Annotated in this window: 21 protein-coding genes; 12 read left to right on the top strand and 9 right to left on the bottom strand. The window is 71.1% G+C overall.

The features are described from left to right. Positions 1-21: 21 nt before the first annotated feature. Positions 22-297 (bottom strand): DUF2250 domain-containing protein, encoded by a 276-nt coding sequence (locus E3328_RS07175; protein ID WP_135363902.1) that lies wholly within the window; start codon positions 295-297, stop codon positions 22-24. Between the two features lie 160 nt (positions 298-457). Here E3328_RS07175 and E3328_RS07170 point away from each other — a divergent pair, with 160 nt between their 5' ends. Further along, positions 458-1,036, top strand: a complete 579-nt coding sequence (locus E3328_RS07170; protein ID WP_135363901.1) for a response regulator transcription factor — start codon at positions 458-460, stop codon at positions 1,034-1,036. A 49-nt stretch (positions 1,037-1,085) separates the two neighbouring features. Here the strand turns inward: E3328_RS07170 and E3328_RS07165 are convergent, their stop codons facing one another. Next, positions 1,086-1,559 carry a redoxin domain-containing protein gene (locus tag E3328_RS07165; RefSeq protein ID WP_135363900.1) on the bottom strand — a complete coding sequence of 158 codons (474 nt, stop codon included), beginning with the start codon at positions 1,557-1,559 and terminating at the stop codon, positions 1,086-1,088. Positions 1,560-1,656: 97 nt separating this feature from the next. Between E3328_RS07165 and E3328_RS07160 the strand changes: the two genes are divergently transcribed. Continuing rightward, on the top strand, positions 1,657-2,433 hold the full coding sequence (locus E3328_RS07160; RefSeq protein ID WP_135363899.1) for a DUF7388 family protein: 777 nt from the start codon (positions 1,657-1,659) through the stop codon (positions 2,431-2,433). Continuing rightward, complete coding sequence (locus tag E3328_RS07155) at positions 2,430-3,572, top strand: NAD(P)/FAD-dependent oxidoreductase (protein WP_135363898.1); 1,143 nt, start codon at positions 2,430-2,432, stop codon at positions 3,570-3,572. The genes E3328_RS07160 and E3328_RS07155 overlap by 4 nt, the downstream gene beginning before the upstream one ends. A gap of 43 nt (positions 3,573-3,615) precedes the next feature. Here the strand turns inward: E3328_RS07155 and E3328_RS07150 are convergent, their stop codons facing one another. Further along, positions 3,616-4,143, bottom strand: coding sequence for an Hsp20/alpha crystallin family protein (locus E3328_RS07150; RefSeq protein WP_135363897.1), 528 nt, complete (start codon positions 4,141-4,143; stop codon positions 3,616-3,618). A gap of 93 nt (positions 4,144-4,236) precedes the next feature. Continuing rightward, positions 4,237-4,395 carry a DUF7559 family protein gene (locus E3328_RS21845; RefSeq protein WP_167837329.1) on the bottom strand — a complete coding sequence of 53 codons (159 nt, stop codon included), beginning with the start codon at positions 4,393-4,395 and terminating at the stop codon, positions 4,237-4,239. Between the two features lie 107 nt (positions 4,396-4,502). Here E3328_RS21845 and E3328_RS07145 point away from each other — a divergent pair, with 107 nt between their 5' ends. Next, on the top strand, positions 4,503-5,285 hold the full coding sequence (locus tag E3328_RS07145) for a DUF429 domain-containing protein (RefSeq protein WP_135363896.1): 783 nt from the start codon (positions 4,503-4,505) through the stop codon (positions 5,283-5,285). Positions 5,286-5,318: 33 nt separating this feature from the next. Here E3328_RS07145 and E3328_RS07140 read toward each other — a convergent pair whose 3' ends face one another. Continuing rightward, complete coding sequence (locus E3328_RS07140) at positions 5,319-6,734, bottom strand: sensor histidine kinase (protein WP_246022924.1); 1,416 nt, start codon at positions 6,732-6,734, stop codon at positions 5,319-5,321. A 169-nt stretch (positions 6,735-6,903) separates the two neighbouring features. Between E3328_RS07140 and E3328_RS07135 the strand changes: the two genes are divergently transcribed. From E3328_RS07135 to E3328_RS07120, 4 genes are all read left to right on the top strand, one after another. Continuing rightward, positions 6,904-8,820, top strand: coding sequence for an ABC transporter ATP-binding protein (locus E3328_RS07135; protein ID WP_135363895.1), 1,917 nt, complete (start codon positions 6,904-6,906; stop codon positions 8,818-8,820). Positions 8,821-8,846: 26 nt separating this feature from the next. Continuing rightward, positions 8,847-9,956 carry an AI-2E family transporter gene (locus E3328_RS07130; protein WP_135363894.1) on the top strand — a complete coding sequence of 370 codons (1,110 nt, stop codon included), beginning with the start codon at positions 8,847-8,849 and terminating at the stop codon, positions 9,954-9,956. Between the two features lie 47 nt (positions 9,957-10,003). Next, complete coding sequence (locus tag E3328_RS07125) at positions 10,004-11,800, top strand: radical SAM protein (protein WP_135363893.1); 1,797 nt, start codon at positions 10,004-10,006, stop codon at positions 11,798-11,800. Between the two features lie 136 nt (positions 11,801-11,936). After that, on the top strand, positions 11,937-13,793 hold the full coding sequence (locus E3328_RS07120) for a flippase-like domain-containing protein (protein ID WP_135363892.1): 1,857 nt from the start codon (positions 11,937-11,939) through the stop codon (positions 13,791-13,793). Between the two features lie 17 nt (positions 13,794-13,810). Here the strand turns inward: E3328_RS07120 and E3328_RS07115 are convergent, their stop codons facing one another. Both E3328_RS07115 and yjjX read right to left on the bottom strand, forming a co-directional pair. Further along, positions 13,811-14,017 (bottom strand): hypothetical protein, encoded by a 207-nt coding sequence (locus E3328_RS07115; RefSeq protein WP_135363891.1) that lies wholly within the window; start codon positions 14,015-14,017, stop codon positions 13,811-13,813. A 67-nt stretch (positions 14,018-14,084) separates the two neighbouring features. Further along, positions 14,085-14,609, bottom strand: coding sequence for an inosine/xanthosine triphosphatase (yjjX, locus tag E3328_RS07110; RefSeq protein ID WP_135363890.1), 525 nt, complete (start codon positions 14,607-14,609; stop codon positions 14,085-14,087). Between the two features lie 244 nt (positions 14,610-14,853). Here yjjX and E3328_RS07105 point away from each other — a divergent pair, with 244 nt between their 5' ends. From E3328_RS07105 to E3328_RS07090, 4 genes are all read left to right on the top strand, one after another. After that, entirely contained in the window at positions 14,854-15,822 is a 969-nt protein-coding gene (locus E3328_RS07105; RefSeq protein ID WP_135363889.1) for a transcription initiation factor IIB, read from the top strand. A 187-nt stretch (positions 15,823-16,009) separates the two neighbouring features. After that, complete coding sequence (locus E3328_RS07100; protein ID WP_135363888.1) at positions 16,010-16,918, top strand: methyl-accepting chemotaxis protein; 909 nt, start codon at positions 16,010-16,012, stop codon at positions 16,916-16,918. 113 nt (positions 16,919-17,031) lie between these two features. Further along, a complete protein-coding gene (locus E3328_RS07095; RefSeq protein ID WP_394345904.1) occupies positions 17,032-17,715 on the top strand; it encodes a type I 3-dehydroquinate dehydratase in 684 nt (227 codons plus the stop codon). Positions 17,716-17,773: 58 nt separating this feature from the next. Then, the gene (locus E3328_RS07090) at positions 17,774-18,205 is read left to right on the top strand and encodes a zinc ribbon domain-containing protein (RefSeq protein WP_135363887.1); all 432 of its coding nucleotides are present in this window, start codon (positions 17,774-17,776) and stop codon (positions 18,203-18,205) included. 55 nt (positions 18,206-18,260) lie between these two features. On the opposite strand, the gene E3328_RS07085 is transcribed toward E3328_RS07090, so the two are convergent. After that, positions 18,261-19,301 carry a glycosyltransferase family 4 protein gene (locus E3328_RS07085; protein WP_135363886.1) on the bottom strand — a complete coding sequence of 347 codons (1,041 nt, stop codon included), beginning with the start codon at positions 19,299-19,301 and terminating at the stop codon, positions 18,261-18,263. A gap of 46 nt (positions 19,302-19,347) precedes the next feature. Further along, on the bottom strand, positions 19,348-20,523 hold the full coding sequence (locus E3328_RS07080; RefSeq protein WP_135363885.1) for a 3-dehydroquinate synthase II: 1,176 nt from the start codon (positions 20,521-20,523) through the stop codon (positions 19,348-19,350). Between the last annotated feature and the right edge of the window lie 12 nt (positions 20,524-20,535).

Genomic DNA, 20,535 nt, shown 5'->3' with positions numbered 1-20,535 from the left:
CCGCGCCGGCGGGAGCGCCGCTCAGTTGCCGGCGACGAGGCCGGGCTCGGGCGCGCCCTCCTGTTCGGTGTAGGCGGCCAGCCGCCGCTCGCCGCGCTCGGTGATCCGGTAGACGGTCTCCGCGGTCACCGGCTCGACCAGCCCGCGCTCGACCAGCCGGTCGATCCGCTCGCGGGCGTAGTCCGTCGGCATCCCCAGACGGTTCGCGACGAGCGGCGCGTACGTCGGCCGCTCATCGGAGAGGTGGTCGAGTATCGCTGCGTCCGCACTGCGGAACCAGTCTGGGTGCTGTGACATCGGTATCCCCGACGTACCATGGTACGTGTTCACATATAACGTTGTCGGCCGCGGGAGCCGGTCGGTGGTCCGAAAGCGAGAGGGTCCGGTCCGGGAGATCGAGACGTGGTACTCGGGCCAACAGAGTGAAACCCGCGGGGTCCCGAGCGTGAGTAGAGCAGTGTCATCGAGCGACCACGGCCGACCGACTGTCCTCGTCGTGGACGACGAGTCCGAGGTAGCGGACGTGCTCGCGCTGAAGGTCCGCGACCGCTACGAGACGCGGGTCGCCTACGGGGGGCGGGAGGCCCTGGAGTCGATAGACGAGGACGTCGACGCGGTCCTGCTCGACCGGCGGATGCCGGAGGTCCACGGCGACGAGGTGCTCGCGGAGATCCGCGAGCGGGGCTACGACTGCGTCGTCGTGATGACGACCGCCGTCGACCCCGACCTGAACATCCTGGAGATGGACTTCGACGACTACCTCGCCAAGCCCATCGAGACCGAGGCGCTGCTGTCGACGCTCGACCAGCAGCTCGACGGCCGGCAGTCGGGCGACCCGAAACTCGAGGAGTTCTTCTCGACCGTCTCGAAGCTCGAGGTGCTCGAATCGGAGCTGACACCGGCGGAGCTGGCCGACAGCGACGAGTACGAGCGCCGCAAGCGCGAGGCCGAGCGGCTGGGCCGGGAACTCCAGGAGAGCCACCCCGACTTCGAGGAGATCGTCGACACCTTCCGCGACATCGGCCGCAACGACTGAGCGTCCGGGTCGGCCGCGACCGTGGTATCCCCGCCGGGGAGGCGGCTGCCTACAGGTCGTCCAGCGCCGCCCGGACCTCGTCCAGGTCGGGCCGGCCCTCGGGGTCGTCGGCGGCCCAGGCGTAGCGGACCGTCGTGGCGGTGTCGACCACGAACACCGCGCGGTTGCACACGTCGCGGTGGCCCGCGAGCTCGTCGAGCCGGACGCCGTAGCGCTCGGCCACGGCCCCGTCGCTGTCGGACAGCAGCGGGAACGGGAGGTCGTGCTCGCGGGCGAGCGCCCGGTGGCTGAACGCGCTGTCGCGGGAGACCCCGAGGACGGTCACGCCGTCGCGGCCGCCGACGCCGTCGTCGTCCCGGAGCGCGCGCAGCAACTCGGTACAGGCCTCGTTGAAGTCGAACAGGTAGAACGCCAGGACGACCGGCCCGTCCCGGGTGTGCTCGGCGAGCATGTACTCGCGGACGACCTCGCCGTCGGTGCCGGGCAGGATGAAATCGGGCGCGGCGGACCCCGCTGTGAGCATTGCTACCCCGTCGGTTCGCGGGCCCGTCGCATAAACGACCCGGGCCGCGTCGCCAAGCGATAGAGCTTTTCCCCGCCGGTCGATAGGCCCCGACAGGATGCTCCAGGGCGCGACGCTGGCGCAGGCAGGGATCGACGCGGCCGCGATCAAACCCGCCGAGGTCGAGGTCGAGCGGGCCCGCGACCTCGCCGTGGAGGCGCTCGCGGTCGACTACGAGGGCCGCGAGCACCTGCCGTCGCCGGAGACGCTCGCCGCGCTCGCCGACGGGAAGGAAGTCCGGGTCACGACGCCCGTCCGCGCCGACGGCTTCGACCCCCTCGGCGACCGGGACCTCGCCGAGTCGCTGCCCGAGTCGGTCCGGCGGGTGCTCGTCGCCGGCCACCCCGCCTACCTCACCGACGCCGAACGCGAGCGGGCGGTCGCGCCCCGCCTCCGCGAGGCCGCGGCCCGCGCGCGGGACCCCTGGGTCGGGACCGAGGGGATCGAGCGGATCGCCCTCGCCGTCGGCGGCACGCAGTTCGAACTCCTCGGACCCGGTACGGACCGCCGCCTCCGCGCGCTCCGGCAGGCGGGCTACGAGGGAGAAGTCGCGCTCTACGCGCCGACCGTCCTGACCGACGAGGAGGACGCCGTCCTCGACGCGCTGGGCGCCTACGCCGCCCGCCGCGGCCCCGTCCGCTCGGCGCTGCCCGACGGCGCGCCGACTGACGCCACCGCCGGGGGACGCGCCCGCGAGGTGCTCTCGCAGGCCGTCCGCGACTACGGCCTCGTCGGCGGCGTCGAGACGGTGGCCGACCGGGTCGACGAACTCCGCGACGCGGGCGCCGACCGGATCGTCGGCTACCCCGCCCGCGGGCTCGACCCGTTCCTGTGACCCGCGTCGCTGTCGTCGGCGGCGGCGCGCTCGGCGTCACCGCCGCCCGCGACCTGGCCGCCCGCGGCGCCGAGGCCGTCCTCTTCGAGCGCGACGACCTCGGTAGCGGCGCCTCCGGCCGCGCGGCCGGCATCGCCTACGACGCGTTCGCGGGGGACACCGACGCCGCCGTCGCCGCCCGCGCGGTCGAGCGCTTCCGGGAGCTGGACGCCGAGGGCACCATCGAGTTCGTCGAACACCCGTACGTCTGGTTCGCCCGCGCGGGCGACGACCGCCACGCCGACGCCGTCCGCGAGAGCGCCCGGCGGATGGGCGCCAACGGCCGCGACGTGGAGACGCTGGATCCCGACGAGTTCGCCGACCGGTTCCCCATGCTCGCCGGCGTCGACGTGGCCGCCGCCGCCCTCGCGCGCGACGCCGGCTACCTCGACCCCGCCGCGTACGTCGCCGCGATGGGCGAGCGCGCGGTGTCGGCCGGCGCCGACCTCCGGACGGGGAGCCCCGCCCGACTCGCCGACGACGGGACGGCCGTCGAGACGCCCGCCGGGACCGAGCGGTTCGACGCCGTCCTCGTCGCCGCGGGCGCCCACACGAAGCGCCTGCTCGCCGGGGTCGACGCGCCGATCCCGATGAAACCCTACCGCGTGCAGGCGCTCGTGACCGACCCCGGCGACGGGAGCGAGCGGGTGCCGACCTGCTACGACGCGACGGCGGGCCGCTACGCCCGACCCCGCGAGGGCGGCCTGCTCGTCGGCGACGGCACCCAGGAACGGGAGTTCGACCCCGACGACTACGACGAGTCCGCGGACCCCGACTTCGAGCGGGCGTCGCTCGACTGGCTGGGCGAGGTCTGTCGCGACGGGGTCGGCCCCGTCACCACCGACGACCTCGCCGTTCGCCGGTCGTGGGCCGGGCTCTGCACCGCGACGCCCGACCGGGACCCGCTGCTGGGCGAGATCCGCGAGGACCTGTACGTCGCCACCGGCTGGCACGGCCACGGGTTCATGCGCGCGCCGGCGCTGGGCGAGCGAGTCGCCGACCAGATCCTCGGCGGCGACGGTATCGCTCCCTTCGACCCGAACCGCTTCGACGGCGACGAGGACTTCGACGTGGTCGAGGGGATGACCGTCGACGAGTGAGGAGGGGACCGCGACTGGACCGCACCGCGGCGAAAGCGCGTCGTTACTGTTCGTCGTCGCTGTCGTCGGCGTCGCCGGTGTCGTCGTCCTCGGTGGCTTCCGCCCCGGCGTCCAGTTCGTCGGCGTCGGCCTCGTCGTCGACCTCGGTGACCTCGTCGGCCTCCAGCGCCTCGTCGGTGTCGGGATCGACGGGTTCGGCCTTCGGGATACGCACTTCGAGCGTGCCGTTCTCCCGCAGCGTCGCGGTGGCCTCGTCGGCGTCGACGCGGGCCTCGGCGGGGAGTTCGACGTGGCCGTCCAGCGCCAGCCCGCGGCCGGGGTAGCGCATCTCGAAGCCCTCGTGGAACCCGCGGAACCGGTCGATGCGGACCTCCACGAGCCCCGAGTCGAACTGCACCTGCACGTCCGAGGTCTGGGCGCCCGGCGCGTCGAACACCGCGAGGTAGGCGTCGTCGCTCTCCAGCAGGTCGACCGGCAGCGGCGTCCGCTCCTGGGCGCGGCCCATCGCCCGCCCGACGTTCTCCAGCACGGTGTTGCCCAGCGACTCGCCGATGTCACGCAGCGTGTTCATACCCGCCGGTTGGGGCGGTACGGCCTTCAGGATTGTGCCCGCGGCGTCGGGACAGAAGGAGGTCGGCGCCGACCCGCGGACGCCCGCGGGCCGCTACAGCTCGATCTCTTCGAGGCAGTCGGTGCCGCCGCAGACCGGACAGGACAGGTCGGAGACGCCGTGGTCGTCGGGCACGTCGTAGGTGTAGTGGTTCTCGAACATGTCGAGGAAGCAGTCCTCGTCCGTGCACTTGACTTCCTTCGTCGGTGGCATACCCGCGGGTTCGGACGGCCGACGGATACTGTTTTCGACCACCGGGTCGTGGAACGGCGGTTCCGGGAAGCCGAACCTTCATATCGAAAGAGTGAGAGTCGGGTGGTATGGGTTCGCGTGTCCTGGGCGTCGATTTCAGCGGGGCGGGCGACGCGGGGCGCTCGCTGTGGCTGACGGAGGCGCGGTCGACGGGGGAGGGACTGGTCGTCGAGGACTGCTACAGCGCGGCCGACGAGTGGGGGGTTGACCGCGAGCGCGCCCACGCCGGCCTCCGCGAGCGGGCGACCGAGTTCTCGGTCGTCGGGCTCGATTTCCCCTTCAGTCTCCCGCAGGCACTGCTCGACGAACACTGCGGCGGCACCTGGCGCGGCCTGGTCGCGTGGCTGACCGGCGACGGGCCGGGCGATCCCGACAGCTTCGCCTCGACCTGCCGGTCGACCGCCCGGGCCTACACGGGCGACGGCACCGCGCAACTGCGCCGGGAGACGGACCTCCGGCGCGCGGCGCTGTGTCCCTACGACTCCATCGTCCAGTACCAGACCTTCCACGGGGTCCGCAACGTCCTCGCGGGGCTGGCCGACGACCCCGACGCCGCCGTCCTGCCGATGCAGTCGGGGCCGGCGGCCACCCGCGTCGTCGAGGTGTACCCCGCGGCCACCTTCGGCTGGCTCGGACTCTACCGCGAGGGGTACAAGGGCGACCACCGCCAGCGCCGCGCGACCAACCTCGAAGGCATCGAGGCCTGCAGCGTCGACATCGGCGCGTTCCGCGACACCTACGAGTCGAGCCACGACGCGCTCGACAGCCTCGCCGCGGCCGTCTCGGCCGGCCGTGTCGGCGCCGACCCGCCCCGCCACGGCCCCCGCGAGGAGGGCCACATCTACGTCTAGCCCGCCGACACGCCGACCGGCGGCGGCCCTTCCTCAGGCGTGTTTCGGCAGCGTGACGGTGAACACCGACCCCGTCGGATCGTTGTCGTCCACCTCGATCTCGCCGCCGTACTGGTCGACGAGCGTGTGCGCCAGGTAGAGCCCGATGCCGGTGCCGGGGCTCTCCGGCCCCATCTCCCCTTTCCCGAAGACGGCGTCTTTCTGCGAGTCGGGGATGCCCGGGCCGTTGTCGGCCACGCGGACGGTGACCACGGTCGCCGACTCCTCGACGCCGACGCTGACCCGGGGGTCGGCGCCGTCGTTGTGGCGGGCGGCGTTGCTCAGCAGGTTGCCGAACACCGACGAGAGCAACTCGTTGGCCCGGACCGAGACGCGGGGGACCTCGCCGTCGACCGAGACGGTCAGGTCGTCGTGGCGGCGGTCGGCCTTCTCGATCTCGTCTTCGAGGATCTGTCCGAGGTCGACGCCGGTCAGCGTGAACTCGCCGTCGCCGCCGATACTGTCGACGAAGTCGCGGGCGATCGTCGTCAGCTCGTCGATGTGGTCGCAGGTCCCCTGGATCCGCTCGACGTACTCCCGGCCGTCCCCGTCGTCGACGTACTGGTCGATCCCGTCGGCCCAGGCCAGCAGCAGCTGGATGTCGTTGTTGATGTCGTGGCGGACCAGCCGGTTGATGACCGCCAGTTCCTCCGTTCGGGTCTCCAGCTCGCGCTCGCGGCGCTTCTGCTCGGTGATATCGCGGGTGATGAGCTGGAAGGAGTCGGCCTCGCTGCCGACGCTGACCGGCGCGGCGACGTTGTGGAAGTGCCGGACGCCGAAGCTGTCCTGGAAGGTGACGGCCGACCCCGCGGTGAGCGCCCGCCGCCCGTGTTCGATGCGGCCGGCGGCCGTCTCCGTCGGCAGCACGTCCGAGAGGTGCGTCCCGGTCAGCTCCGAGCGGGTGGTGTCGAACGAGCGGGCGGCCGCCTCGTTGGCGGCCGTGATCGTCCCGTCGACGGCGACCTGCGTGATCTCGTCGGGCGTGTTGTTGACCAGCAGCTCGTACTTCTCGTTGGCCCGGCGCTGTGCGACGACGTTCTCGATGCGGTTGGCCAGCAGCTGCAGCTGCCCCTCCTCGGCGATGTCGTCCTTCCGGAGGTAGTCGTCGACGCCCGCGCCGATCGCCCGGCTGGCCGTCCGCTCGTCGCCCTGTCCGGTCAGGAGGATGAAGGGGAGGCCGTACTCCTCGTCGACGCGCTCGTACAGTTCCAGCCCGTTCAGTCCGGGCATCTCGAAGTCGCTGACGACGCAGTCGACCGACCGCTCGTCGAGGGTCTCCAGGGCCTCCTCGGCGTCCTCGGCCTTCCACACGGAGATGTCCGCCGCCTCCCCCAGCCGGTCGGAGACGATCGTGCGGAAGAAGCCGCTGTCGTCGACGAGCAGCACGTCGATCGACGACGTATCCATCATACCGGAGCGTCGCCGACCGTGGTGTTATAGCTGACTCCCGGATTTTCGCCGGCGATAATCGAAGCCGGGCGTCTGTCCCGGTCCGGCGGACGGGCCGCACAGAAGCGCCCGAACCGGCGCCGCTGACTGCAAGCCCGGGATATTTCAGTCCGGAGCCGTACTCGCTCGCATGAGCGACGAACACGGGGGGTTCGAGGGGGTCAGGGAGAACCTCGACGGGAACCCGATGTGGCAGCTGCTGGGGTACGCGAAGCCGTACTGGGTCCGGCTGACCGCCGGCGTCCTCGCCTCCTTTCTGACGCGGTTCGCGCGGCTCGTCCCGCCGATCGTCGTCGGGGCTGCCATCGACCGCGTCATCCGCGGCTCCGGCGATCCCGGCCTCCTGACGACGGTCGGGTTACTCCCCGGCGGAACCATCGAGGGCGAAGCCGCGCGGATGGCCCTGCTCCAGCGGCTGGTCGTCATCGCGGCGCTCGCCTATCTGGTCCGGTCGGTGTTCCGATTCGTCTCGAGGTACCTCCTCCAGTCCACGGCGCAGAAAGTTCAGCGCGACCTGCGTAACGACACGTACGACCACCTGCAACACCTCTCGATGGGCTTCTTCGCCGACCACCAGACCGGCGGGATGATGTCCATCCTCAACAGCGACATCAACCGGCTGGAGGCGTTCCTCAACACGGAGTTCCGGCAGATGATTCGCGTGGCCGCCACCGTCGGCGGGATCTCGTTCGTCCTCTACTTCTACTACTCGCAGAAGCTCGCGCTGATCGCGCTCGCGCCGGTCCCGGTCATCGGCGTCGCGAGCTACGTCTTCCTCAGCCGGATCGAACCCCGATACAAGTCGATCCGCGAGACGGTCGCCCGACTCAACACTCGACTCGAGAACAACCTGAGCGGCGCCGCGGTGATCAAGGCCTTCGACCGCTACGAGTTCGAACACGACCGCGTCGCCGCCCAGAGCGAGACCTATCACGACGAGAAGGTCGACGCCCTGCGCATCCGGCGGGGCTTTTTCGCGGCGCTCCGACTCGTCACCGGCGTCGTCTTCGTCGTCGCCCTGTTCGTCGCCGGCAGCGACATCATCGTCGACCGCCCCGGTGCGCTCTCGGCCGGAGCCGTCGCCGTCTTCTTCCTCTACCTGCGGCGGCTCTACTCCCCGATGCGCCGCGTCGGCAAATCGGCCAACAAGTACCAGCTCGCCAAGTCCAGCGCCGAGCGCGTGTTCGGTCTCCTCGGCCAGGAACCGACGGTGACGGACCCGGAGGACCCGTACGTCCCCGACTCGGTCGACGGCGCGGTCGAGTTCGACGACGTGACCTTCGCCTACGACGAGGAGCCGGTCGTCCGCGACGTGGACCTCGACATCGACGCGGGGGACACGGTCGGGCTCGCCGGCCCGACGGGCGCCGGCAAGTCGACGCTGCTGAAGCTCGTCCCGCGGTTCCACGACCCCGACGAGGGGGTCGTCCGCGTGGACGGCCGGGACGTGCGGGAGTACGGCCTGCAGGCGCTGCGCGACCACGTCGCCGTCGTCGAACAGCAGCCGTACCTCTTCTCGGGCACCGTCGCCGAGAACGTCGCCTACGGCGACCGCGAGACCCTCGACGGCGAGGCGGCCGGCGACGAGTCGGCCCGCGAGCGGGTCCGCGAGGCCGCCCGCGCGGCCGAGGCTCACGAGTTCATCACGGACCTGCCGGAGGGGTACGACACCCAGATCGGCGAGCGGGGGATCAAGCTCTCGGGCGGCCAGCGCCAGCGGGTCGCCATCGCCCGCGCCCTGCTGAACGACCCGGAGGTCATCATCTTCGACGAGGCGACCAGCGACGTCGACACCGAGACCGAGGAGCGCATCCAGGAGAGCCTCGACCGCCTCGTCGAGGACCGGACCGCCTTCGTCATCGCCCACCGCCTCTCGACCATCCGCGACGCCGACCGCATCGTCGTGATGGACGACGGGCGTGTCGTCGAGCGGGGCACCCACGACGAACTGCTCGCCGAGCGCGGCGACTACGCCGACCTCTGGCACGCCCAGGCCGACGAGGGCGCCGTCAGCGCCGACGACCGGGGGGTCCCATCAACGGACTAATCTGTCGGGCCGTTGAACCGGGGGCCATGCCAGTCGATTCCGAGCGGTCGGGATGGGTCACCGAGCAGCGGGGACTGACCGCCCTCGCGCTGGCGAGCGCGCTCCTCGCCCTGTTCGTGCTCGTCCCGTACCTCCAGTTCGTGCTGTTCGGCGTCGTCCTCGCGTACATCCTCTACCCGATCCAGCGCCGGGCCGAGCGGTTCGTCCGGCCGACGTTCGCGGCGCTCGGCGTCGTCATCGCGACGCTGCTGGTCGTGTTGCTCCCGCTGGTCTGGGTGCTGTCGCTCGCCGTCCGGCAGTCGTTCGAGGTCGTCGCCGCCATCAGACAGGGCGACATCGACCTCGCGATGGTCGAACGGATCCTGGCCGACAACGGCCTCGCCGTCGACCTCGTCGCCGTCTACGAGGCCAACCAGGGGCGCATCGCGGCGGCCATCCGGCAGGTCACGACGGGCGCGGTCGACCTCGTCGGGAGCCTCCCGGGACTGTTCATCGGGCTGACCATCACGCTATTCGTGCTGTTCGCGTTGCTCCGGGACGGCGAGGGGCTGCTCGCGTGGATCGAGTGGGTGTTGCCCGTCGAGGACGACACCCTGGCGGAACTGCGCGCGGGACTGGACGACCTGATGTGGGCGTCGGTGGTCGGCAACGTCGCCGTCGCGGCCATCCAGGCGGTGATGCTGGGCGTCGGCCTGCTCGTCGCGGGCGTCCCGGCTATCGTCTTTCTCACCGTGGCGACGTTCGTGCTGACGCTGCTCCCGCTGGTGGGCGCGTTCGGCGTCTGGATCCCCGCGTCGGTCTACCTCGCGGCCACCGGCCGGCCCACCGCCGGCGCGGCGCTGGCCGTCTACGGCCTGTTCGTCACCTTCTCGGACTCGTACCTGCGGCCGGCGCTGATCGGCCAGACCGCCGCGTTCAACTCCGCCATCGTCATCGTCGGCATCTTCGGCGGGCTCGTCGTCTTCGGCGCGGTCGGCCTGTTCGTCGGTCCCGTGGTCCTGGGCGGCGCGAAGCTCACCCTCGACGCCTTCGCCCGGGAGCGCACCGGGACCGCGCCCGAGGCCCCGGCCGAACCAGCGCCCGTCGACCCCGAGCCCGACTCCGACTCGGACGACCCGGACGCCGACCCCGGGTGAGCCCGGGAGAAGACACTTTATACGCGTCGAGCGGGTACGGACTGGCGATGACCACCGACCCCGCGACGCTCTCCGTGACCATCGTCGACGGGTACGTCGACGAGCCGGCGCACTTCGGCGTGCCGCCCTATATCTCGACGTACCCGCGCTACACCGCGGGGGCGCTCGTCGACGCCGGCGTGCCGCGCGAGCAAATCACGTACCACACCATCGACGACCTGCGCGACGACAACGGCCGCTGGGCCGACGTGGCCGACGCCGACCTCATGATCTACGTCGGCGGCATGACCGTCCCCGGCAAGTACGTCGGCGGTACCCCCGCCGAACCCGACGAGGTCCGGCGACTCACCTGGGAGGCCGACGGGACGACCCTGCTGGGCGGCCCCATCCGCTTCGGCGTCGGCGAGGAGAACAAGGGCGCCGAGGAGACCGAACGCGACGACCTCGACTACGACTTCGTCGCGAAGGGCGACGTGGAGGCCGCCGCCCACGACCTGGTCCGCGAGGGGCTGGAGGGGTTCTCCGACCGGATGCGGGACAACGAGGAGATCCGCCGGTGGGCCCGCGAGGGCGCGTTCGTCGTCGAGCAACACCCCAACCACCCCGACTACCTCATCGCCGAGCTGGAGACCTCCCGTGGCTGTGCCTACCGGTGTTCCTTTTGCACGGAGCCGCTGTACGGCGACCCCGCGTTCCGCACCGCCGACTCCGTCGTCGACGAGGTCGACGCCCTCTCGGACCACGGCGTCCGGGACTTCCGGCTGGGCCGCCAGGCCGACATCCTCGCCTTCGGCGGCGACGGCGAGGCGCCCAACCCCGACGCGCTCCGGGACCTCTACGGCGGGATCCGCGAGGTCGCGCCCGACCTGCGGACGCTGCACCTCGACAACATGAACCCGGTGACGATCACGGACTACCCCGAGAAATCGCGGGAGGGGATCCGGATCATCGCCGAGCACAACACGCCCGGCGACACCGCCGCGTTCGGCCTGGAGTCGGCCGACCCGGTGGTCCAGGAGGAGAACAACCTGCTCGTATCCGCGGAGGAGTGTCTCGAAGCGGTCCGCGTCGTCAACGAGGAGGCGGGCTGGCGGCCGGGCGGCGACCGCGAGTCGGCGCCGAACTTCGGGGCCGACGCCTCGCGGCGCCTGCCGAAGCTCCTGCCGGGGATCAACCTCGTCCACGGCCTGGAGGGCGAGCGCTCGGAGACGTTCGAGCACAACAAGCGGTTCCTCCGGGACCTGCTGGACGAGGGGCTGATGGTCCGCCGTATCAACATCCGGCAGGTGATGGCCTTCGAGGGGACGGAAATGAGCGAGACGGGCGCGGAGATCGCCCGCGACCACAAACAGCAGTTCAAGCGGTACAAGCGCGAGGTCCGCGAGGAGATCGACAACGCGATGCTCCGGCGGGTCGCGCCGCCCGGGACGGTGCTGCCCGACGTGCACCTGGAGTACCACCAGGACGGCAAGACGTTCGGTCGGCAACTCGGCACCTACGCGCTGCTGGTGGCGATCCCCGGCGAACGGGAGCTCGGGCGGACGGTCGACGTGGCGGTCACCGACCACGGCTACCGCTCGGTGACCGGCGTCCCCTACCCGCTCGACCTGAACGCGGCCTCGATGGACGAGCTGACGGCGGTCCCGGGGATCGGGCGGTCGACCGCGGGCGACGTGGTCGTGAACCGGCCCTACGACTCGCTTGACGCCGTCGAGGCCGACATCGACCTCGGACGGTTCGCGACGGTCGACGGCGAACCACCGGCGCCGGTGCCCGGGCTCGGCGACCGCGAGGGACGGGTCGGAACCGCGGACTGGACGGAGACACCCGAAGCGGACGACTGACAGCGGGAACCCGCGCGCCCGCCGGTGACCGAGCCCGGTCGTCGGCCGCCGGGTCCGTCGGCGACCTCCGGGCGTCAGCCGCTGCCTGCACCCGCGAACAGAAGGTTCTTGCCCGTCCCCGTCGGTAGCTGCACCAATGAGTGACGTCGAGGTGAGCGTCGTCCTCCCGGCCTACAACGAGGAGGCCACCATCGAGCGGACGGTGGAGGTCACGCTGGAGACGCTCGCCTCGTTTCTCCCCGCCGGTACCTTCGAGGTGATCGTCGCCGAGGACGGCTGCGACGACCGCACGCCCCAGATCGCCTCGCGGATGGCGGACGAGGACGACCGGGTCCGACACATCCACAGCGACGAGCGCCTCGGCCGGGGCGGCGCGCTGGAGTACGCCTTCGAGCGGGCCGACGGCAAGACGCTGGTCTACTTCGACACGGACCTCGCGACGGACATGAAACACCTGGAGGAGCTGGTCGAGAGCGTCCGCTCCGGGGAGTACGACGTGGCGACCGGCTCGCGGTGGATGCCCGAGAACCAGGCCGACCGCCCGACCAAGCGGGCCGTCTCCAGCCTCGGGTACAACACGCTCGTCCGCCTGTTCCTCCGGTCGGACCTGCAGGACCACCAGTGCGGGTTCAAGGCGATCTCGCGGGAGACCTTCGACGCGTTGCGGAGCGAGGTGGAGGACGAACACTGGTTCTGGGACACCGAGGTACTGGTGCTGGCCCAGCGGCGCGGGTACGGGGTCAGGGAGTTCCCCGTCGACTGGGAGCCCAAGGGCGACACGAAGGTCGACCTCGTCCGGGACGTGTTCGGCATGGGCAGCCAGATCCTCCGGACGTGGTGGCAGCTGTCGGTGAGCCCGCGGATCTCACGGCGGGTGAGCATGGCCGCGGGGTCCGTGCTGGTGATGCTCGCGCTGGTGGTCGCGGTGAGCGTCGTCTTCGACCTGGGGGCGGTCGTCGACGCGATGAGCGGCGCGGACCCGCGGTGGGTCCTCGCCTCGGGCGTCGTCTACCTGCTGTCGTGGCCGCTGCGGGGGCTGCGCTACCGGGACATCCTCGACCGGCTGGGCTACCCCAGCGACACGTGGTTCATGACGGGCGCGATCTTCATCAGCCAGACGGGCAACCTCGTCTTCCCGGCGCGGCTGGGCGACGGCGTCCGCGCCTACGTCGTGAAGGCGAGGCGGGACGTGCCCTACCCCAGCGGGTTCGCGTCGCTGGCCATCGAACGGGTGTTCGACCTGCTCGCGATCACGGTCCTCGGCGGGAGCGTCCTCGTCGGCCTGGTCCTGACCGGTGGGACCGACCAGATCGTCGCGGCTATCGCGGCGGAGGTCCCGCCGGTCACGGTCGGCGGCGAGACCATCGACCCCGGCGCGGCCGCCCGGACCGCCCTCCGGGTCGCCGCGGCCGTCGGCGCCGCCGCGGTCCTCGCGGTGACGGCCATCCTGGTCAGCGCCCGCCTGGAGGGCGAGTACGTCCACCGGGCGGTCACGGCGGTCAGCAGCGACTCCTACGCCGACTACGTCGCCGGCGTCATCGAGCAGTTCGTCGGCGACGTGCAGGCCGTGGTCAGCGACCGCGGCGCCTTCCTGCGGGTCGGCGTCGGCAGCCTCGTCATCTGGGTCGTCGACGTGCTGACGGCGCTGGTCGTCTTCGCGGCGTTCCCGGGCGAGGCCACGTCGCTGTCCCCCGCCCTGGTCGCCACCGCCTTCTTCGCCGTCAGCGTCGGCAACCTCGCGAAGGTCCTCCCCCTCTCGCCCGGGGGGATCGGCCTCTACGAGGGGGCGTTCACGCTCATCGTCTTCGGGCTGACGAACGTGGCCGCGCCCGTCGCCTTCGCCATCTCCATCGTCGACCACGTCGTCAAGAACGCCGTCACGATCCTCGGCGGCCTCGTCTCGATGGCCTGGCTGAACGTCTCGCTGACCACCGCCGTCGAGGAGAGCCGCGAGGCGGGCGAGGTCGAGGCCGCCGCGGCGACCGAGGACTGAGCGGGCGAGCCCCCGTGTCAAGTCTGCGCCTCGGCGTCGCCGGGCTCGGCGGCCGTCTCGCGGGAACGCGCCCAGCCGAGCCACACGAACGCGACGGCGATCAGGGCGAACCCGAGCACGGACGTAAACGGCTCGGGGAACAGGAAGAGGACGGCCCCGATCAGCACCAGCAGGGTGATGGACACGTACCGGAACGCGACTCTGAGCGGGTGATCGACGTCCATACGGAACCCACGGGCGGCGCGGCGAAGGGCCTTGGGGAGTCACCACCCCGGGCGGGAACCGGCGCCCTCAGTACAGGTCGGTCGCGAACGGCCCGAACGCGCCCGCGACCGCGTGGGCCAGCGCCGACTCGCGGTCGATGGCCTCGCCCGTGAGCACGCCCGCCGCGCCGGCCCGTTCGCTCAGTCCTTCCGTGTCGAGCAGGTCGTCGAGCACCGGGCCGAGTTCCTCCCCCGAGCGGACGCGCTCGGCGATGGCGTCGGGGAGCCGCAGCGCGGGGCCGCCGCCGCGTTCGAGGGCGTCGCCGTCCGAGACCGCGGCCCACATGACCAGATAGAGGCCGGGTCGCTCGGCTAGCTCCGCGACGCCGCCCTCGATCCCGACGCCGTAGTCGGCCTCCGGGTCGGCCTCCAGCGCGCGCGCCGCGCGGTTCTCCGCGCCGGTCACCGTCTCGGTTCGGCCTCGGGGTTGCTCGGCCACGCCGGAGTCGACGGCGACGGCCGCCACGTCGACCTCCTCGAACACCTCGCCCGCCACTCGCTCGGTCGCCCCGACCTTCACCGGGTTCTCGCTGCCGACCGCGACGCGTGTCATATCTCGATCCTGCCCGACGGTCCGCTTGCGCGTTTCGGTTCACGCCGAATACAGGTTTATAAATGCGCGTTGGTAACGTGTGGAAGTCGTTCACACACCGGTCGAAATACCGTCTGACGGCCGTTTTCGCGAACGACACATTTCAGTAGCGAAAGATTTATAAAACTTTCTCCGCATGGTTGTTCCACCACCGAACGTCCGGGATTCTCGCGGCCTTGCTGCCCGGATCGACACGCCCCCAGCAATGAGCGACTCCAGACTCAGAACCCAGCGAACAGACGCACAGGAGACCGAGACGAACGACGAGCGGACCGGCGAGTCCTGCCCGGAGTGTTCCGGCCAGCTCGTGGTAGACGACGAGCGCGGCGAGACGGTCTGCGAGAGCTGCGGCCTGGTCGTCGAGACCGACGAGATCGACCGCGGGCCCGAGTGGCGCGCGTTCGACTCCAAGGAGAAAGACGAGAAGTCCCGCGTCGGCGCGCCGACGACGAACATGATGCACGACAAGGGCCTCTCGACGAACATCGACTGGCGCGACCAGGACGCCTACGGCAACTCGCTGTCGTCGAACCAGCGCCAGAAGATGCAGCGCCTGCGCAAGTGGAACGAGCGATTCAGGACTCGGGACTCCAAGGAGCGCAACCTCAAGCAGGCGCTCGGCGAGATCGACCGCATGGCCTCGGCGCTCGGACTGCCCGAGAACGTCCGGGAGACCGCGTCGGTCATCTACCGCCGCGCGCTCGACGAGAATCTCCTGCCGGGCCGCTCCATCGAGGGCGTCTCGACGGCGGCCGTCTACGCCGCCGCGCGGCAGGCCGGCGTCCCGCGCAGCCTCGACGAGATCAACGAGGTCTCCCGCGTCGAGAAGTCCGAGATCGCCCGCACCTACCGCTACGTCATCCGCGAACTCGGCCTGGAGGTCCAGCCCGCCGACCCCGAGAGCTACGTGCCCCGCTTCGCCTCCTCGCTGGAACTGTCCGACGAGGCCGAGCACCGCGCGCGCAAGCTCCTCCAGAACGCCAAGGAACAGGGCGTCCACTCCGGGAAGTCCCCCGTGGGCCTCGCGGCCGCCGCGGTGTACGCCGCCGCCCTGCTCACGAACGAGAAGACGACCCAGGCCGCCGTCTCCGAGGTCGCCGACATCTCCGAGGTGACCATCCGGAACCGGTACCACGAACTGCTCGAGGCCGAGCAGGGCCTCCCCGCGGTCTGACTGGCCGGCGTCGCCGCCCTCGGGCGGCCGTCAGCCGCCGCGGACCGCCCCGCGACCCGCCTCCGGGTGGATCCGTTCTCGCAGCCCCCACCGAGGGCCCCGACTGTGGCCGCCCACGCCGCGATCGAGAATCAGGCCTGATAACCGCGGGGGCACGTTTAATTCGGACGCTCACACGGATCTGCGTATGGCTTCCGATTCCGGTGACCTCGGCACCGAGGCACTCGACGCCCGCTCCGAGGCAGGGGACATGACAGTCGACGAACTGGGGACCGCTATCGACGAGCTGTTGCGGGCCTCCGAGAGCGTCTCCCAGAGCTCCCAGCAGATCAGCGACCTCGCCAACGAACAGTCCGAGAACATGCGCGAGGTCGCCGGCGAGGTGTCCAACCTCAGCGCGACCGTCGAGGAGGTCGCCTCCAGCGCGAGCCAGGTCCGGCAGGTCAGCACCGAGGCCCGCGACCTGGCCGACGACGGCCGCGAACTGGCCGACGACGCCATCGACGCCATGGAGTCCGTCGACGAGGCCAACACCGAGGTCTCCGACGACGTCGAGCAACTGCGCGACCGCATCGACGAGATCGACGAGATCGTCGAGGTGATCAACGACATCGCCGACCAGACGAACATGCTCGCGCTGAACGCCTCCATCGAGGCCGCCCGCGCCGGCGAGGCCGGCGAGGGGTTCGCCGTCGTCGCCGACGAGGTCAAGAGCCTCGCCGAGGAGTCCCAGCAGAACGCCACGGAGATCGAGCAGCTCGTCTCGAACATCAAGAGCGACACCGAGAGCACCGTCGAGAGCATCGAGCACGCCAACGAGCAGGTCGAGGAGGGCATCGAGCAGGTCGACGACACCGTCGACGTGCTCCGGGAGATCGACGCCGCCGTCGAGGAGGCCGCCCAGGGCGCCCAGGAGGTCGCCAGCGCCACCGACGAGCAGGCCGCCTCCACCGAGGAGGTCGCCTCGATGGTCGACTCCACCGCCGAGAGCGCCGAGGAGGTCGCCGGCGAGATCGAGCGCATCGCCGCCGCCAACGAGGAGCAGACGGCCCAGATCAACGAGATCCAGAACCTCATCGACGACCTCCAGCGGTAGCGGGCGGACGGACCGGCGCCGAACGGACCGGCGCCGGGCGGCCGATCCCGGGCCGCCGACCCGCGCGACGCCCGATCCGGTCGATTTTTTCCGGTCCTCGCGGTAGAACCGGTATGCACATCGACTTCTCGTCGTTCGTCCTCGCGGCCGCGACGGCGGACCTGTCGGACGAGCCCGCCGCGCGCGAGCACGCGGACGCCGTCGAGTTCCGCATGGACTTCGCGAGCGACCCGCTCGATTCGCTGGCGGCCTACGACGGCGAACTGCCGCTGATCGCGACCAACCGCCCGGAGTGGGAGGGCGGCGAAGCGCCCGACGACGAGGCCCGGATCGACGCGCTCGAAGTCGCCGCCGAGCACGAGGCGGTCGGCGCCGTCGACGTGGAACTCGCCGCGCTGGAAGAGGGTGACGCCGCCGGCGTGGTCGACCACGCCCGCGACCACGGGGCGGCGGTGATCGTCTCGACGCACGACTTCGAGGGGACGCCCCACCGCGACGCCCTCCGGGAGACGCTCGCCGAGGCGAGCCGCTGGGGCGACGTGGCGAAGCTGGCGGTGACCGCCGAGGGGGCCGGCGACGTGCTGGACCTGCTGGGCGCGACCTGGGCGGCGACAACCGCCGGCGAGACGGTGGCGACGATGGCGATGGGCGAGGCCGGCCGCCACTCGCGGGCGGTCGCGCCGCTGTACGGCTCGCGGATCGGCTACGCGCCGGTCGACCCCGCCGACGCGACCGCCCCCGGCCAGTACGACCTGGCGACGCTCTCGGGGCTCGTCGAGCGGCTCGCGGGCCCGTGACGGATTCCCGGAGTCGGAACCTTAACAACGCGGGACGCCCGACACCGCACAACTAACAGTGAGTACACGGAACCGAAAGCGGCCGTTGCTGGCTGTCGTGCTCGCCTTCCTCTATCCCGGCCTCGGGCACGTCTACCTGCGCGAGTGGCTCCGCGCGCTCGTCTGGTTCTTCCTCAACGTGACGAGCTTCACCCTGCTGATGCCGCCCGACGCCGTCCCCGAGACGTTCGGCTGGTCGGAGCTGGTCGCCGCGGCTGAGAACGTCACGCCCGGGGCGGCGCTGGCGCTGGCCGCCATCACCGTCTTCAGCATGGCCGACGCCTACTGGATGGCCAAACAGCAGAACACCGAGACCGAGGTCCAGGAGGGCACGACCTGTCCCAACTGCGGCCGCGACGTCGACCCCGACCTGGAGTTCTGCCACTGGTGTACCGAGCGGCTGGACCCCGAGTCCGAGGAGACCGCCGACGACCCCGGCGCGGGCGCCTGAGCGCGGCCCCGGTACCTGACGGAGCGCCCGCTGACCGCCGGGCCCGCACCCGGGCTCACCCCGTCGGCGTCCGCTCGTTCGTGGTGCCGCTGACGAGCTCGTCGTACAGCCGGACGAGTTCGTCGCCGACGGCGTCCAGCGTGAACCGCTCGGTCGTCTCGGCGGCGCTGTCGCCGATCCGCTCGCGCTCCGCGTCGTCCTCGCACAGTTCAGTGATGGCGTCGACGAACTCGCCGACCGTCTCGGCCTTGCGGCAGTCCTCGCCGTCTTCGAGCCACTCGTAGGTGGGGATCGACCGGACGACCGGCGGCTTCCCGCAGTGCATCGCCTCCAGCAGCGCCATCCCCTCGTTCTCGTTGCGCGAGGGCCAGAAGAACACGTCGCCCGCCGCGGGCGCCCCGCGCGGGTCCTCGATGTACCCGGTGAACGTGCAGTTGTCCGGCGAGTTCTCGACGAGTTTGCGCGTCTCGCGGGGCTGGAGGAACCTGTCGAGCGTCCCCCCCGTCGGGTTGAGGTAGCCGAACCAGGCGAAGTCGTACTCCGGGAGCCGGCGGGCGACCTCGACGAACGTGTCCAGCCCCTTGCGCTTGATGACGTGGCCGAACATGAACACGACCGGCGGCTCCAGGTCGTAGCGGTCGAGATACTCGGCGCGCAGGTCGGGGTCGTCCCAGCCGGCGAACCGCTCGGCGTCGAACCCGTTGGAGATGACCGTCGAGGGCGTGTCCGTGTACCCGGCGATCACCTCCTGGTTGTGTTCGGAGGGGCAGACCAGGTGGTCGGCCTGGTCGTACGCGTAGGCGAGAAACGGTTTGAGGGGGCGGGCGAGCGCGTTCGAGAAGACGAAGCTGTTCCGGAAGTCCGCGGCCGTGTTGTGCGTGTGGAAGAGCACGGGGATCCCCCGGCGGCGGGCCCGCTTGGCGTAGTAGATCGAGCGCGGCCCGGCGTTGTTGAGGTGCAGGAGGTCACAATCGAGGGTCGGTTCGGTGGTGTAGTCGATCCCGCGGTCGTCGAGGACCGCCCGCTGGTTGTTGACCGACTGGGCGAACCCGCCGGTGACGACGCCCTCGCCCTCGAAGTAGTGGCTGACTCTCATACTGTGGTACCCTGCCGTGCGGTCGACGGGGCCGCCGGCGACCGCCTCACTTCTCGATGATGCTCTCCTCGATGGCCTCGCCGAAGTGGCGCGCCTTGTCGCCGTAGTAGACGCGCACCTCGTCGCCCTCCTCCAGGTCGGTGACCGCCTTGCGGCCGCCGGCGGTGGCGACCTTGATCGTCTCGGCGTTCTGCAGCAGCGTCTCGATGCGGTCGACGCCCTCGTCGGTCTCGACCTCGGCGCCGACCCGGAACATCGGTCGCTTCTCGATCTTGACGCGGCCGACGATGGCCTCGCGGGTGTGGCCCTCGGTGTCGACGACCTGCACCTCGTCGCCGCTGCGCAGTTCCGAGAGGTACTTCGTGCCGCCGTCGGGCGTGCGGACGTAGGCGTGGACCGCGCCGGCGTTGACGCGGAAGGGTCGCGAGGCGACGTACGGCGACTCGGCGGTCTCGGCGTGGACGAAGAAGAGCCCGCGGCTCATCGAGCCGACGAGCATCCCCTCGTCGTGGTCCATGAGATTGCCGGTGTCGATGCAGACCCGGTCCGCGGACCCCGTCTGTTCGATCTCGGTGACCGTCGCCGTCGTGAGCTCCAGCTGCTCGCGGCGCATCTCGTCGCGGACCTCGACGGTCTCGCGGATCTCGTCGGGGTCGTCGGTGTCCAGCAGGACCGAGTCGGCGCCGATCTCCAGGGTCTCGTAGGCGGTGCGGGCCTCCTCGGCGGTGGTGACGCCCGCGACGAGGTTCGTCTCGTCGCCGATGCGCGCGATGAGATTTTCGAGGGGGATGATCTGCCAGTCCTCGCCGACGACGATGGTGTAGTCGGCCGCCGTGGCGACCTCCTCGGCGAACTCCTCGTAGCGCTCGTCGAAGATGCGGACGTAGCCCGCGGTCGCCTTGCCGTCCTGGCGCAGCACCGAGAGATCCGCCGACCCGGAGAGGTCGCCGGGGATCTCCATCGAGCCGTCGCCCTCGCCGTCCTTGCCGACGACGGCGGCGTCCGGTTCGTCCGCCTCGTCGGCCTCGGCGTCCATGACGTGCACGTCGCCGTTGGTGAACGCCGCGACGTTGACGGCGCCCAGGTCGCGGACCCGGGCCACGTCGGACTCGTCGACGAGGACCCAGTCGACTCCCGCCTCCAGCCCCGCCGTGATCCGGCGCTTGCGCGCCTCCCAGTCGCCGACCTCGTCGTCGGCCTTCAGCCACACTTGCCGTGTCATGTATCCACGCTC

This window comes from Halosimplex halophilum (assembly GCF_004698125.1).
Classification (GTDB): Archaea; Halobacteriota; Halobacteria; order Halobacteriales; family Haloarculaceae; genus Halosimplex; species Halosimplex halophilum.
The sequence above is the reverse complement of the archived record's forward strand: the minus strand, read 5'-3'. Positions and strand labels throughout refer to the sequence as shown.

Excerpts from the sequence above, each read along its gene's own strand:
- E3328_RS07150 (WP_135363897.1), bottom strand. The coding sequence starts at position 4,143 with ATGAACACGCTGCGTGACATCGGCGAGTCGCTGGGCAACACCGTGCTG.
- E3328_RS07085 (WP_135363886.1), bottom strand. The coding sequence starts at position 19,301 with ATGAGAGTCAGCCACTACTTCGAGGGCGAGGGCGTCGTCACCGGCGGG.
- E3328_RS07115 (WP_135363891.1), bottom strand. The coding sequence starts at position 14,017 with ATGGACGTCGATCACCCGCTCAGAGTCGCGTTCCGGTACGTGTCCATC.
- E3328_RS07100 (WP_135363888.1), top strand. The coding sequence starts at position 16,010 with ATGGCTTCCGATTCCGGTGACCTCGGCACCGAGGCACTCGACGCCCGC.
- yjjX (WP_135363890.1), bottom strand. The coding sequence starts at position 14,609 with ATGACACGCGTCGCGGTCGGCAGCGAGAACCCGGTGAAGGTCGGGGCG.
- E3328_RS07160 (WP_135363899.1), top strand. The coding sequence starts at position 1,657 with ATGCTCCAGGGCGCGACGCTGGCGCAGGCAGGGATCGACGCGGCCGCG.
- E3328_RS07080 (WP_135363885.1), bottom strand. The coding sequence starts at position 20,523 with ATGACACGGCAAGTGTGGCTGAAGGCCGACGACGAGGTCGGCGACTGG.
- E3328_RS07125 (WP_135363893.1), top strand. The coding sequence starts at position 10,004 with ATGACCACCGACCCCGCGACGCTCTCCGTGACCATCGTCGACGGGTAC.
- E3328_RS07095 (WP_394345904.1), top strand. The coding sequence starts at position 17,032 with ATGCACATCGACTTCTCGTCGTTCGTCCTCGCGGCCGCGACGGCGGAC.
- E3328_RS07175 (WP_135363902.1), bottom strand. The coding sequence starts at position 297 with ATGTCACAGCACCCAGACTGGTTCCGCAGTGCGGACGCAGCGATACTC.
- E3328_RS07130 (WP_135363894.1), top strand. The coding sequence starts at position 8,847 with ATGCCAGTCGATTCCGAGCGGTCGGGATGGGTCACCGAGCAGCGGGGA.
- E3328_RS07120 (WP_135363892.1), top strand. The coding sequence starts at position 11,937 with ATGAGTGACGTCGAGGTGAGCGTCGTCCTCCCGGCCTACAACGAGGAG.
- E3328_RS07105 (WP_135363889.1), top strand. The coding sequence starts at position 14,854 with ATGAGCGACTCCAGACTCAGAACCCAGCGAACAGACGCACAGGAGACC.
- E3328_RS07145 (WP_135363896.1), top strand. The coding sequence starts at position 4,503 with ATGGGTTCGCGTGTCCTGGGCGTCGATTTCAGCGGGGCGGGCGACGCG.
- E3328_RS21845 (WP_167837329.1), bottom strand. The coding sequence starts at position 4,395 with ATGCCACCGACGAAGGAAGTCAAGTGCACGGACGAGGACTGCTTCCTC.
- E3328_RS07135 (WP_135363895.1), top strand. The coding sequence starts at position 6,904 with ATGAGCGACGAACACGGGGGGTTCGAGGGGGTCAGGGAGAACCTCGAC.
- E3328_RS07140 (WP_246022924.1), bottom strand. The coding sequence starts at position 6,734 with ATGATGGATACGTCGTCGATCGACGTGCTGCTCGTCGACGACAGCGGC.
- E3328_RS07165 (WP_135363900.1), bottom strand. The coding sequence starts at position 1,559 with ATGCTCACAGCGGGGTCCGCCGCGCCCGATTTCATCCTGCCCGGCACC.